Origin of the sequence: Pseudomonas sp. 43A, assembly GCF_013363935.1 — a bacterium.
GTDB lineage: Bacteria > Pseudomonadota > Gammaproteobacteria > Pseudomonadales > Pseudomonadaceae > Aquipseudomonas > Aquipseudomonas crudilactis.
Window position 1 is genome coordinate 2586500 of the sequence record NZ_CP054880.1, and the last position, 13436, is coordinate 2599935.

Below are 13436 nucleotides of genomic sequence, written 5' to 3' on the forward strand. Positions count from 1 at the left end.
CAGGTGCTTTATGTCGAGCAAGAAAAAGTCCCTGGAGATTGAAACCCTGCGGGGTCTGGCGTGCCTGTTGCTGGTGCTCTATCACGTCATCGGCCCGCTGGGTGGCGGGTTGAAGATCGACATCGGCTCGCCGTTCCGGGTGATCGCCGATTCGATGGTGTACGTGCGCATGCCGTTGTTCACGTTTATTTCCGGGTACATCTATTCGATCTACAAAATCCGTGGCAATGACTTTTCCGCGTTCTTCAGCGGCAAGGTGCGGCGCTTGATCGTGCCGCTGTTTTGCGTCGGCGTGCCGTTCTCGGTGTTGCAGGCTGTCGGGCCGGGGGTGAACAAGGACGTCGGCGTGATTGACGCGTTGTTGTCGTTCTGGGTGCCGGTTAACCACTTCTGGTTCTTGCAGGCGGTGTTCATCATTTTCATGTTCGTCGGGCTGCTGGAGTGGCGCGGGATGTTGCGTTCGGCGACGCGGTTGTATGGGTTGTTTGCGTTTGCCGCGCTGTTGTTTTTGCTGCCACCGTTCAAGTTCGATGCGTTCGGGATCAACGGCGCGATTTACCTGCTGCCGTTTTTCGTGGCGGGGATGATTGGCCAGGAGAACGTCGACGCGTTGAAACAGCGCTTCAAGGTGATCGGGCCGTTGGTGTTTGTGTTGATTTCGCTGACGCTGCTGTACGTCGCGGCGATTGATCGTGAGTTGATTGTTGATCGTCGCAGTCTGATCGGTCTGACCGTGGGTTGTGTGTCTTGTATCGCGTTGCTGTCGAGTGACATGCGTTCGAAGGCGCTGACCTGGTTGGGCGGTTATTCCTATGCGATTTTCCTGTTTCATGTGTTGTTCGCAGCGACGTCGCGATTTGTGCTGGGGCGGTTGGGGGTGAAGGATGAAAGCCTGCTGGTGCTCGGTGGGTTGAGCTTTGGCTTGCTGGGGCCGGTGGTGTTGTCGATGGTTTTCAGTCGGTTCAATTTCACTTCGGTGCTGTTCCTCGGCGAGCGCGTGGCGAAGAAGAAACCGGTGGCGCCCATCGTCCCTGTGGTGCAGACGCAAAACAGCTAAAAGCTTCGCGAGCAAGCTCGCTCCCACAAATTTTCTTGGTGTACACAGATTTAGCGGATGACCGCGATAAATGTAGGCCTTCGCCTGCTCGCGATAGCGTTGTGTCAGTCAATGCATTTGTATTGGATAGACCGCTATCGCGAGCAGGCGAAGGCCTACAGTTGATCTCTGGACACCCAAGCATTCAGTGGGCCATTCCAGACTGAAGGAAATTTGCATGTTGGCAGTAGATGACGCGCAACCCGTCGCAGCGTCGGTGGTTCAGGTGGGCGACGCCCGCGAGCGATTCGCGCAGTGGCGTGAAGGCAAGGCCGGCAAGGTGTTGTCGGTCTCGGTGATCGGCGACAGCTACAGCGCCGGGCAGGATTTCTACCTGAACAAACTGGTGCAGCGCGTGGCCGGGGAGGTGGGGTTTGCCGGCCCGGGTTACGTCGGTTTCAACCACGGCGCGGCGCTGGGCGGCACGCATTTCAAATACACCCGCAGCAGTGACAAGTACTTTGGCGGCGACTGGAAGGTTTCAGACCTGGGCCAGGCGAGTCCGGACAGTCGCACGGTGACAGGCCGTCCCGGTGCATGGTTGCAAGTGGATGCGAGTCCTTCGCCGCGCATCGATACCGCTGTCACGCAGGCGAAACTGCTTTACCTCGGCACTGGCGAATCCTCTGAGATCCGTTACCGCTGGTCACCTTCAGAAGATTGGCAGCCGATGACGCTAACAGGCGCCGGGGTTCAGGAAGTGCCATTGGCAGGTCTGTCTGCAGCGAAAGACTGGTCCTTCAAACTGGAAGTGGTGAAGGGCGCGCCGACCTTGTTCGGGCTGTGGATGCGCAACGATCAGAACGGCGTGCGAGTCTCGAAACTGGCGGCCTCCGGCGCGGCCTCTGCGGACTTCTATCACAAGGACCCGCAATGGCAAGTGCAGTGGAAAGCTGCCGTGTCGAAGATCCCCGCTGATGTTTACTTGATCATGCTCGGCGGTAACGATCAGGGTTTTGGCGTGAAGCCAGCGCAGTATCTGCAGAATGTTCAGGGGCTGGTGGGCATGCTGCGCGAGATTCAACCGCAGGCGAGTATCAACCTGATCATGCGCCAGGACACCACGCGCTCCAGTGCGTATCCGATGTCGGCGTATGCGCAGGTGCTTGAGCCTTGGGCGCGGGAGCAGCATCTGGGGTACGCCAACCTGCAATGTGCGTTCGGCCCTGACGTCAAACGCTACGCGGCGGCGATGATTGGCCCGGACAAGATTCACCCGGTGCCGGCCACGGGCGGGAAGGTGATTGCTGATTACTTTTATGGCTGGATCATGGGCGCCAAGGACCGTTGCGACACCCTCCCGAAATAACCACCAGACCCACTGTAGGAGCTGCCGAAGGCTGCGATCTTTTGATCTTTTTTTAAGATCAAGATCAAAAGATCGCAGCCTTCGGCAGCTCCTACATTGGGGATGTGTCAGGCATTAGACGTCTTGCGTGAAGGCGTCGACCTGCTCGAGCAATTCCGCAATCTTCTGCGGCATCAGCCGCGTATCGCACCGTGTCTCAACGTTGATGATGATCGCCGGGTCGTTGCAGCAAATCCGCACGCGAAAACGCCAGTCGCTGAAGATCACCTTCAGACCATCCTGGTCATCCATTTCCAGCGCCTGCTCGCCATACAGCTTTTTCAAATGTGCGAGCAGCGGATAGGGATCGCGCAGCGGCCGGCGGATATCACCGGACGCCGGAAACACACCAATCCGCTCCACCAGCAGAATCGTGCCCAGCCAGGACTCGTTGGCGCTGGGCAACGGCTGATGTCGGGACAACCAGCTCATCACCCCGAGGTTACCCACCTCGCGTTCAATCTCTACGGAATGTTGTGCAATGTTCATGGTGGCCTGCCTGAAATGAAGAGTGGGCGTGGGGTTTTGGAGCCGTCTCAGCGGCCCTTGAGGTAAACGTTTTCGTAGCAGAAATTGGTTGCCTGCAAGTAACCCTCGGCGTCACCGCAGTCAAAGCGCAGACCTTTGAACTTGTAGGCCAGCACGCAACCGTTCTGCGCCTGTTTCATCAGCGCGTCAGTGATCTGGATCTCGCCGCCCTTGCCCGGTTGGGTGTCGGCGATCAGGTCGAAAATGTCCGGGGTGAGGATGTAGCGGCCAATGATCGCCAGGTTCGACGGCGCATCTTGCGGGGCCGGTTTTTCCACCATGTTGTTGACCCGGTAAATGCCGTCGGACATCAGCTCGCCGGCAATCACCCCGTACTTGTGGGTCTGGTCGGCCGGGACTTCCTGGATGGCGACGATCGAGCAGCGGAATTTCTTGTACAGCTCAATCATCTGGGTGAGCACGCCGTCACCTTCGAGGTTCAGGCACAGGTCATCAGCCAGCACCACGGCGAAGGGTTCGTCGCCGATCAGCGGACGACCGCTGAGAATCGCGTGGCCCAGACCTTTCATTTCCACCTGACGGGTGTAGGAGAAGGTGCAGGTGTCGATCAGCTCGCGGGTGCCGGCGAGGAACTTCTCTTTCTCGGTACCGCGGATCTGGTGTTCGAGTTCGTAACTGATGTCGAAATGGTCTTCCAGTGCACGCTTGCCGCGACCGGTGACGATGGCCATGTGTTGCAGACCGGCGTCCCGCGCTTCTTCGACGGCGTACTCGATCAACGGCTTGTTGACGATCGGCAGCATCTCTTTCGGCATGGCTTTGGTCGCCGGCAGGAAACGCGTGCCATAGCCGGCAGCGGGGAACAAACATTTACGAATCATAAAAGTATCCTGGACAGTCATGGAACACAGGCGACAGATGCGCGCACTAATAAAGGGCGTGCAAGTTCAATGTTGGATTGAAGGCTTACTTTAATACCTGAGTCAGGTTATTAATGGCAAATGCGAGTGACGGTAAAACACGACAATGTTATGAGATGTCGGTAAGTGCGTTATTAGTTATTTTTAGTCGGTATCTGTTGATAGTGATGAGTGCACAGGGAGTGCTAATAAGTACCAAGCAATACAGTGTGACCTGCAAAAATATTTATTGCCAGTCATTGAACTAGTTTTGTTTTCGGTTGTTGTCGCCTGTTTGTGTGGATTGTGACACATCTTCAATAAATCAGGCTTGACACGCTACTTGTCACTCATCCAAAGACGGATAGCACTATGAAGATTCTGGTAACGGGTGGTGCCGGCTATATCGGCTCGCATACCACACTTGCATTGCTTGAAGCAGGTTATGAAGTTGTTGTATTGGATAATCTTTGCAACAGCAGTGAAGCCGCGTTGCACGCCGTTGAGGGCATTTGCGGCAAGAGTGCCTGGATGATCCGCGGCGATGTCTGTGACCGGGCACTGCTCGACCGGATTTTCCGCGAGCACAACATCGAAGCGGTGCTGCATTTTGCCGGCCTGAAAGCGGTCGGCGAGAGCGTGCGCAAGCCGTTGGAGTACTACGAAACCAACGTCAGCGGCAGCATCAATCTGTGCCAGGCAATGGCGGCGGCGGGGGTGTTCCGGCTGGTGTTCAGCTCGTCGGCCACGGTGTACGGCGAGCCTGAGCAGATGCCGATCCGCGAGGATTTTCCCACCGGCAATCCGACCAATCCCTACGGCCAGTCCAAGCTCATCGTCGAGAATGTCCTGCGTGATCTGAGCCTGGCCGAGCCGCGCTGGAGCATCGCCTTGCTGCGCTACTTCAACCCGATCGGCGCCCACCATAGCGGCGATATGGGCGAAGACCCCAACGGCATCCCGAATAATCTGGTGCCTTACATCAGCCAGGTCGCGGTCGGCAGCCTGCAAGAGCTGTCGATCTTCGGTAACGATTACCCGACGGTCGACGGCACCGGCGTGCGCGATTACATCCACGTCGTCGATTTGGCGGACGGGCATTTGAAGGCGCTGCAGTCCATTTCCGAACGCACCGGCATTCATACCTGGAACCTCGGCACTGGCGACGGCTACAGCGTGCTGCAAGTGCTGCACGCCTTCGAACAGGCCTGCGGGCAACCGGTGCCATACCGGATGATGCCGCGTCGCTCCGGGGATATCGCCGAGAGTTGGGCCGACGCTTCCAAGGCTGCGAAGGAACTTGGCTGGAAAGCCACGCGCAACTTGCAGGACATGGTCACTGACACTTGGCGCTGGCAATCGAACCATCCCAAAGGCTACTTGCGATGATGGCCATTTAGTCCAATGTTATTTTCAGTCAGCTTGTTAGATAACGTCGGGAAATTACACTGGCAATGCCTTTTGCAAGTCCGTAGATATAAACCTGCCGTTCGACTTTTATCAGTTGGGTAAGACTGTGAAAGAACAACGGATCTTGTTCGCGCTTTTTGCGGACTTGAACTCACCACCGCTAACTCAGGCCAGTTTTATAACAGGTCGAATGTTAGAAAGGAGTTGATATGAAAAAAGTGATGGCAGTTGCCCTGTTGACGATGTTGAGCAACTGGGCTGCCGCCGCTGAAGCACCGCTGACAGCGGTAACCAATGTAGGTGGCAACGTGGCGGCTTCTCAAGCGCCCGCAGCCAGTACTGCAATGGTTGCCAGTGCTGTAGCGGCGTCTAACAGCGGTGGCAGTGCCAACGGCGGTACCACCGGTACGACGGGTACCACCGGTACAACCGGCACGCATAACTAACAGGAAGTTCTGTTAGTGCAGTACAAGGTCGCCCGACGCAAGTCGGGTGACTTTGTTTTTGGATTCGCCCTTGAATAGCGTAGTGCCATTATGACTCGTAGTGTTTATCTTTTAATGTTGGCAAGTCTCGCTTTGCAAGGTTGCATGTTTTCCCCCGGTCAATACCTCAGCACCAGTGACATCACCCGCCAGGGTGCCAGCGAAAGCAGCCGGGTCGAGCTGATTCCGATCACGCCCAAGCTGATCGCCATGAACCGCGCCACGCAAAAGCGTGAGTCGCTGCCGCCGGAGCTGTTGGCGACCCCGGCCGAATACCGCATCGGCAACAACGATGTTCTGTACATCACCGTATGGGATCACCCCGAGCTGACGGCCCCGTCCGGCGCGCAACAACAGATCGATGCCAACGGCCGACTGGTGCGTTCCGACGGCACGCTCTACTACCCGTTCATCAAGGAAGTCCAGGCCACCGGCCGGACCATCCAGCAACTGCGCTCGGACATTGAACAGCGGCTGTCGGCATTCATCGCCGAGCCGCAGGTGGATGTCGCGGTGTTGCGTTTCGCCAGCCAGAAAGTCGTGGTCACCGGCGCGGTAACCAAGGCCGGTCCGCAAGCGATTTCCACCAACCCGCTGAGCGTGGTCGAAGCCCTTGGCTCGGCCGGCATCGACACCAACAACGCCGATTTGTCCGGGCTGTTGCTGACGCGCAAGGGGCGCACCTATCCGCTCAATCTCGACTCGCTCAATCAGCAGGATTCCGAGTTGCAGAACGTCTACCTCAAGGGCGGTGATCAGCTGTATCTGCCGTACAACGACAACAAGCGCATCTACGTGATGGGCGAGGTCAACCAACCGCGAGCACTGAGTTTCAAGACCGCGACGATGAACCTCACCGACGTGCTCGGTTCGGTCGGTGGCCTGGCCCAGACCACCTCCAATGGCAACGCCGTCTATGTCATTCGTGGCGTGGAAAACCTCGATGTCGAACCGGCCAAGATCTACCAGCTGGAAGCCGAATCGCCGACCGCCATGGCGCTCGCCTCGCACTTCGAAGTCCGTCCTCAGGACGTGGTGTATGTCGGGCCTGCCAACGTGACTCGCTGGAACCGTCTGATCAGCCAATTGGTGCCGTCGGCATCGATTGTCGGCACTGGCGCTTCCGCTGCGAAGAACTGGAGCGAATACAGTAACAACAGCAAATAAGGTCGCCGACTTTGAATATTTTGAAAGTTGGCCTGTGCCTGATGGCGGCCTCGTTGCTGTGCGGCTGTAACCCGCTGATGAGCGCTTCGTTGAATAACCTTAAAGCGGCAGTCGTCGGCCCGGATGAAGTCGACGTGTCGGCGGCCGAAGTGGCCGGGGTCAACTACCCGCAACTGAAACTGACCACGCCGTCCGGCTCCGGGGTGCTGGCGCTGGTGCGCGAGCGCGAAGACCTGCAGTTCTGGGTCGCCTCCGGTAAACAGGTTCTGCTGCTGCGCAATGGCCTCGCCGTGCGCACCATTGGCCTGGGCCTGGAAGGCGATCTCGATGGCACGCGGCTGGCCGATGACTCGCCGTTCAAGCAAGGCCTGCATCACGTCGCGGACGGTTTCACCACGCGGCGCTGGATCGACCTCTACAAGGGTCAGGAAGTCGGGGTGATCGTCAACAGCCGCTTCTCGCGCCGCTCCGAACAGACCCTGCAGATTCTCGACAAGGAATACACCGTGCTGCGTGTCGATGAGCAAATTGACGCCCCGGCCATTGGCCTGAGCGCGACCAATCGTTACTGGGTCGACCCGCGTGACGGCTTCATCTTGCAGAGCGAGCAGCAACTGACGACGCAGTTGCGCGTCAAGTTTGTGCAGCTCACCCCTGATCGCAGGCACCTGCCGTGATGCGCCTGAAAATGTTAGCGGCGAGCCTGATGCTGGTCGCGAGTGTGAGTCAGGCGGCCGTCACGGTGTCGGGCGATGTCGCCAATCCCGGGCCGGTCGCGTTACCAGCCGGCGGGCGCTTGCTCGATGTGATCAGCGAAGCCGTGCCGAATGCCGAAGGTTATTGGCTGGCGGGCGGGTTGTTGCGGCAGTCGCTGATTGAGGAGCAGACGCGGCTCAAGGTCGGTGTGCTGTTTGATCTGGATGTGCTGCAACGCATGTCGATGCTGTTCGACCGGCCGAGTCGTGCGGCACTGGCGCAGCGCATTGCCGAAGAAGTGCGGCAGATGCCGGTGACCGGACGGCAGATCGCCGATCTCGATCCGGTAGCGCTGGAAGTCGGCTTCGCGCGCAACATTCGTCTCGATGACGGTGATCGCCTGGTTTATCCGAAGCGCGTCGACGAGGTGCAAGTGTTGGGCGCGGTCGCCGAGCCGTGCCACTTGCCGTATCAGCCGTTGCAGGAGGCCCGTGAATACCTGCAAGGCTGTTCGATTCTGGCCGATGCCGAAGCCGATTACCTGTGGCTGATCCAGCCCAACGGCGTGTCGCGGCGCGTCGGCATCGCCCACTGGAATCGTGAGTCCGGGCAGTTTCCGGTGGCTGGCAGCAAGATTCTGGTGCCGGTGAAAAATGATGATCTTGATCCGCCTCTTCCTGAACTGAATCAGCAGTTGGCCGAATTCATTGCCACGCAGCTGGCCGAGGTGGTTCGTTGAAGTTACGTTTTGCAGCTGTGTTGTTATTGCCTTGCGGTCTGGCCCATGCTGAGCCGCGCATTACCCAGAATGACTTCGGTGGCACCGGTCTGTTGCAGACGCCGACCGCGCGTATGGCCCCGGCCGGCGAGTTGAGCGTCAACGCCAACCGCACCGATCCGTACAGTCGCTACAGCGTTTCGTTGCAGCCGCTGGACTGGCTCGAAGGCTCGTTTCGCTACACCGCGATCACCAACCGGCCGTACGGCTCGGAGGCCCTCAGCGGTAGTCAAAGCTATAAGGACAAGGCGGTCGACGTCAAAGTCCGGCTGTGGCAGGAAAGCCACTGGCTGCCAGACGTGGCGCTGGGCTTCCGAGATATCGGTGGTACGGGTTTGTTCTCCAGTGAATTTTTCGTCGCCAACAAGCGCTACGACAACTTCGATTTCAGCGCCGGGATCGCCTGGGGTTACCTCGGTAATCGCGGCGATATCGATAACCCGTTGGGCTACGTCAGCGATCGCTTCGATACCCGGCCGGCCCTCGAAGGCACCGGTGACGTCAACTCGGGTTCGTACTTTCGTGGCCGGCCGTCGTTCTTCGGTGGCGTGAGCTATCAGACGCCGTGGGATCGCCTCAGCCTGAAACTCGAATTCGAAGGCAACGACTACAAGCACGAGCCGAAGGACAACGAGATCAAGCAGGACTCGCCGATCAACCTTGGCGCGGTGTTCAAAGTCACCGATTCGGTCGATGTCAGCGCGGCGTGGGAGCGCGGTAATACGGCGATGTTCGGCGTGACTTTCCACACCAATTTTGTCAGCCGCAAAGCGCCGGCGAAGACTTACGATCCGACCCCGGAACCGCTGCCGGCGAAGGCGCCGACCACGGCGATGGATCAGGTCAACTGGGCCAACGTCTCGCAGCGTTTGCAGCAGAATGCCGGCTACAAGGTCGAGCGCATCACCCAGCGTGATTCCGAGCTGATCGTCTACGGCGAGCAGCAGCGTTACTTCCATTCCTCCAAGGCTGTCGGGCGGGCGAGCCGGATTCTTGACAACAGCGTTAACGACGACATCGACTGGTTCACCGTGGTCAACAAGCGCTACGACTTGCCGCTGGAAGAAACCAGTTTGCCGCGCCAGACCTTCCGCGAAGTGATCAACAACGAAGAGCCACTGGAGTCGCTGCACCGCACCACCGAGATCAACCCGGCGATGCCGCACAACGAGAAGACCCTCTACACCGAAGCGCCGCAGCATTTCAGCTATGGCGTGGGGTTGGGCTTCAAGCAGAACGTCGGCGGTCCGGATGGTTTGCTCTATCAATTGAGTGCCGATGCCGACGCTGAATACCGCTTCAACCGCAACACTTGGTGGAGCGGGTTGCTCAGCGCCAACCTGGCCAACAACTTCGATAAATTCAGCTACGACGCGCCGAGCGGTTTGCCGCGTGTGCGCACGGATTTGCGTCAGTACCTGACCACGTCCAACACCACCATGCCGTTGTTCCAGGTCAGCCATGCCGAGCAGTTGGATAAAGACTGGTATGGCATGGTGTATGGCGGTTATCTGGAGTCGATGTTTGCCGGTGTCGGCGGTGAAGTGTTGTTCCGCCCGACCGGTGAGCGCTGGTCGGTGGGGGCGGATCTGAACTGGGTGCGTCAGCGTGATTTCGATCAAGGCTTTGCGCTGCGTGATTACTCGGTGGTGACCGGGCATGTCACGGCGTATACCGATCTGCCGTTCGATACGTTGGCGGCGGTGAGCGTCGGGCGTTATCTGGCCGGAGACTGGGGCGGCACGCTGGACATCTCGCGCGAGTTTTTCAATGGCGTGCGTTTTGGCGCGTGGGCGACGATCACCACGGCGGGCAGTGCCGAATATGGCGAAGGTAGTTTCGACAAAGGCATCTACCTGTCGATCCCGTTCGACGAAATGATGAGCATGTCGACCATGCGCCGCGCCAACCTGGTCTGGGCCCCGCTGACCCGTGACGGTGGCGCGCGACTGAGTCGCAGCTACCAACTGCACTCGATGACCGATAGCCGGGAAGGGGACATGTTTTATCGGAATTTCGAGAAGATCACGGAGTAACCGCGGATCTCCCGAACACCCGAAAACCTGTAGGAGTGAGCCTGCTCGCGATAGCGTTCGACCAGTCGACATCCCCGTTGCCTGACCCACCGCCATCGCGAGCAGGCGAAGGCCTACATTGGCTATTTGTCACACCACAAATCCCAAGCCAACCACAAATCCCCTGTAGGAGTGAGCCAGTCGACATCCCTGTTGCCTGACCCACCGCCATCGCGAGCAGGCTCACTCCTACATTGGCTATTTGTCACACCACAGATCCCGAGCCAACCACAAATCCCCTGTAGGAGTGAGCCTGCTCGCGATAGCGTCCGACCAGCCGACATCCCTGTTGCCTGACCCTCCGCCATCGCGAGCAGGCGAAGGCCTACATTGGTTATTTGTCACACCACAAATCCCGAGCCAACCACAAATCCCTGTGGGAGCGAGCTTGCTCGCGAAGGCGTCAGCCCAGTCAGAATCATCATTGCCTGACCCACCGCCATCGCGAGCAAGCTCACTCCCACAGGTCTTTGTATCCCTCCACAATCCACTCCCGCTCCCAAATCCCACGCACAAAAAAGGGGACTTTCGTCCCCTTGCGGTATACAGCTTCGAACCTCAGTAAATATCCTTCGACAGCAACGTAAACGGCGTCTTCACCAGGATCTTCAGATCCAGCCACAACGACCAGCTGTTGATGTACTGCAGGTCAATCTCCACACGCTTCTGCATCTTGTCGATGGTATCCGTCTCACCGCGGCAGCCGCTGATCTGGGCCAGTCCGGTGATCCCCGGTTTAATCCGGTGACGCGCCATGTACGCGAGGATTTTCCCCGAGTAGTAGTTGTTGTGCGCGACGGCGTGCGGGCGCGGGCCGACCAGGGCCATATGCCCCTGCAACACGTTGAACAGTTGCGGCAATTCATCCAGCGAAGTGCGACGGATAAAGCGGCCGACTGCGGTAATGCGCGAATCATTACGGCTGGCCTGTTTCACATCACGGTCATCGTGAACACGCATCGAGCGGAACTTCCAGACCTTGATTACCTTGCCGTTCCAGCCATGGCGATCCTGCTTGAAGAACACCGGACCTGGCGAGTTGATCTTCACCGCCAACGCAATGATCAGCAGGATCGGACTCAGCGCGATGATCGCCAGGAACGCCACGGTTTTCTCGACCAGACTCTTGCTCAAAGCAGCGGTAGGGCGGCTGGTCAGCGGGCTCTCGTTCAAGTAGATCGCCGGCAGACCATCCACGACTTTCACCGAGTGATTGAGCAGGGTCAGACTGTTCAAGTCCGGCACCCACACCACATCAACGTTGGCCCCTAGCAAGTCACCATAAATCGCTTCGATTTTCGCGGCTTCACACAGCGGCAGGGTGATGTACAAGCGACGGATGTCATGCGCCTCGATCAGCTCCAGCAGTTGCTCCTGATCGCCGACAACGCGCGGTGCATCCGAACCCAGCGCCGACACATCGCCATTGCTGACCAAACCTACCAACGGCAGATTTTCCAGTTGGCTGAGCTTCTTCGCCAGACCCAACGCCAGTTCGCCAGTGCCGACGATCAGCGTCTTGTGTTCGCTTTTACGCGAACGCTGGTAGTACTTGGAAAACGCATGCAGCGGCGCATAGAGAAATGCCTGGCCGAGGAAGCCATACACCGCCCAGCTCAGAATCACCTGCCGCGAAAACAGCTCATCGGCCTGGCAGACAAAGGCGATGCACGCCAGCGCCGCCATGGTCATCGACCAACCCATAAACAGTCGACCGAGACCGGTCAGGTAATTGTCACGCTTGCGATACACACCGCTAAACGTATAAGCCGGCACCGACGCCAGTACCGCCAGCGTTGCACACATCCGGTAGTAGAACGCGACCGTCCCGGTGTGTTGCTCGGCGAGTATGAACAGCAGCGTCACCACAAAGCCCTGTGCCAGCGCCCATTGGCCCCAAAAGGTCAGTCCCTTGAGGCCTGTGCTTCGATTGATACTTAAAGAAAGATCCATACGGTATCCCCAAAAGACGTCCATTCAGGTTTCAACAGTTGAAATCCGAGTTGTTATGCAGACTTATTGTTTTTGTTCTAACGAGTGTCCTGAGGTAACAACATCGATATGCCGAACTGTCGTCAGTCAATAGACTAAGTTATTGGCTGGAATGGTGTCTGACGAGTTCTAACAAGATGGCACAGTGCCAACTTTTTAATAATTAAATAGAAGGGTGTTAGAAAAGGTCGTAGAACGAGGGGTGAATAAAGTATGTTGTATTTGTTACTGTTGGAGGGGTGGAGGCAGGGAATATTTAATTCAGGGAGGAAGATGAAGCCAAACAGAGTGCTCTTGTTGTTTTTGTAATCGCACTTTTTCTGTTTGTTCTGTTCGTAGAGGTCTTGCGGGTTACGCGACGACTTCCTGAATCAGGCAATAACCGCGGTTTCTGACGGCACGAAACAGTCGCTCTCCATTACTGGCGCTTTTGAATTTGTCTTGCAGGCGACTCAGGCACATTTCCAGACCGCGATATTGTTCCGGTTCTCGACCGATGCTGAGAATCAGCTCGTCACGACTGACAACACGCTCTTCATGGCTGAGCATTTTCCTGACCAATGCTGTTTCCAGGCCAGTCAGGCTGATTTCAACACCTTCTTTGACCAGTGCACCCTGATCAGGGTTGAGATGCCAGGTTTCATTGCCAGGCATATCACCTTCAATCGCGGGCGGCATATTGCGGGTTTCCGCGCTTATCGCCGGGACATTCTGGAAGGGATTGGCCGATTGCGCTGCCCGCCATTCGGACTCAAGTGTGGCCAATATCCGCTGAGTATCGTGTTCAATACTGCGCGCAACATTTTTTCGACTGATGTTTGGATATGTGAACTCCATCACCATTGGAGCGGAAGAGGGCGAATCCACCCCTTCAAACGAATTGAAACGTTCACTGGACAGCATGCTCTCCAGTTCACGTTGCGACGTTGTACTGTGAGTCACGACAACAAAATATTTCCTTGGGAGGGTTGTACTAGTTTCCATGTCTCTCTCCTAAATAC

At 57.5% G+C, this 13436-nt stretch carries 12 protein-coding genes; 8 read left to right on the top strand and 4 right to left on the bottom strand.

All coding sequences use genetic code 11. The features are described 5' to 3' along the window. Positions 1–10: 10 nt before the first annotated feature. Positions 11–1057: an acyltransferase family protein gene (locus HUW52_RS11565; RefSeq protein WP_175553689.1), complete on the top strand. Its 1047-nt coding sequence runs from the start codon at positions 11–13 to the stop codon at positions 1055–1057. Between the two features lie 217 nt (positions 1058–1274). Continuing rightward, entirely contained in the window at positions 1275–2405 is a 1131-nt protein-coding gene (locus HUW52_RS11570; RefSeq protein WP_175553690.1) for a GDSL-type esterase/lipase family protein, read from the top strand. A 114-nt stretch (positions 2406–2519) separates the two neighbouring features. Here the strand turns inward: HUW52_RS11570 and HUW52_RS11575 are convergent, their stop codons facing one another. Both HUW52_RS11575 and galU read right to left on the bottom strand, forming a co-directional pair. Beyond that, positions 2520–2933 carry a mannose-1-phosphate guanylyltransferase gene (locus HUW52_RS11575; RefSeq protein WP_016985644.1) on the bottom strand — a complete coding sequence of 138 codons (414 nt, stop codon included), beginning with the start codon at positions 2931–2933 and terminating at the stop codon, positions 2520–2522. 47 nt (positions 2934–2980) lie between these two features. Beyond that, positions 2981–3814, bottom strand: a complete 834-nt coding sequence (gene galU / locus HUW52_RS11580) for a UTP--glucose-1-phosphate uridylyltransferase GalU (protein WP_007910549.1) — start codon at positions 3812–3814, stop codon at positions 2981–2983. Positions 3815–4204: 390 nt separating this feature from the next. Here galU and galE point away from each other — a divergent pair, with 390 nt between their 5' ends. The 6 genes from galE (at position 4205) to HUW52_RS11610 (ending at position 10404) form a co-directional block, all read left to right on the top strand. Beyond that, entirely contained in the window at positions 4205–5221 is a 1017-nt protein-coding gene (galE, locus tag HUW52_RS11585) for a UDP-glucose 4-epimerase GalE (RefSeq protein ID WP_175553691.1), read from the top strand. Between the two features lie 230 nt (positions 5222–5451). Then, positions 5452–5688 (top strand): hypothetical protein, encoded by a 237-nt coding sequence (locus HUW52_RS11590; protein ID WP_007910552.1) that lies wholly within the window; start codon positions 5452–5454, stop codon positions 5686–5688. 144 nt (positions 5689–5832) lie between these two features. After that, complete coding sequence (locus HUW52_RS11595; RefSeq protein ID WP_052178248.1) at positions 5833–6894, top strand: polysaccharide biosynthesis/export family protein; 1062 nt, start codon at positions 5833–5835, stop codon at positions 6892–6894. 11 nt (positions 6895–6905) lie between these two features. Next, positions 6906–7571 carry a YjbF family lipoprotein gene (locus HUW52_RS11600; protein WP_175553692.1) on the top strand — a complete coding sequence of 222 codons (666 nt, stop codon included), beginning with the start codon at positions 6906–6908 and terminating at the stop codon, positions 7569–7571. Continuing rightward, a complete protein-coding gene (locus HUW52_RS11605; protein ID WP_175553693.1) occupies positions 7571–8329 on the top strand; it encodes a capsule biosynthesis GfcC family protein in 759 nt (252 codons plus the stop codon). The genes HUW52_RS11600 and HUW52_RS11605 overlap by 1 nt, the downstream gene beginning before the upstream one ends. Then, entirely contained in the window at positions 8326–10404 is a 2079-nt protein-coding gene (locus HUW52_RS11610) for a YjbH domain-containing protein (protein WP_175553694.1), read from the top strand. The genes HUW52_RS11605 and HUW52_RS11610 overlap by 4 nt, the downstream gene beginning before the upstream one ends. A 597-nt stretch (positions 10405–11001) precedes the next feature. Here the strand turns inward: HUW52_RS11610 and HUW52_RS11615 are convergent. Further along, positions 11002–12396: an undecaprenyl-phosphate glucose phosphotransferase gene (locus tag HUW52_RS11615; protein WP_007950006.1), complete on the bottom strand. Its 1395-nt coding sequence runs from the start codon at positions 12394–12396 to the stop codon at positions 11002–11004. A gap of 390 nt (positions 12397–12786) precedes the next feature. After that, positions 12787–13419 (bottom strand): helix-turn-helix domain-containing protein, encoded by a 633-nt coding sequence (locus HUW52_RS11620; protein WP_122596996.1) that lies wholly within the window; start codon positions 13417–13419, stop codon positions 12787–12789. Positions 13420–13436 lie beyond the last annotated feature (17 nt).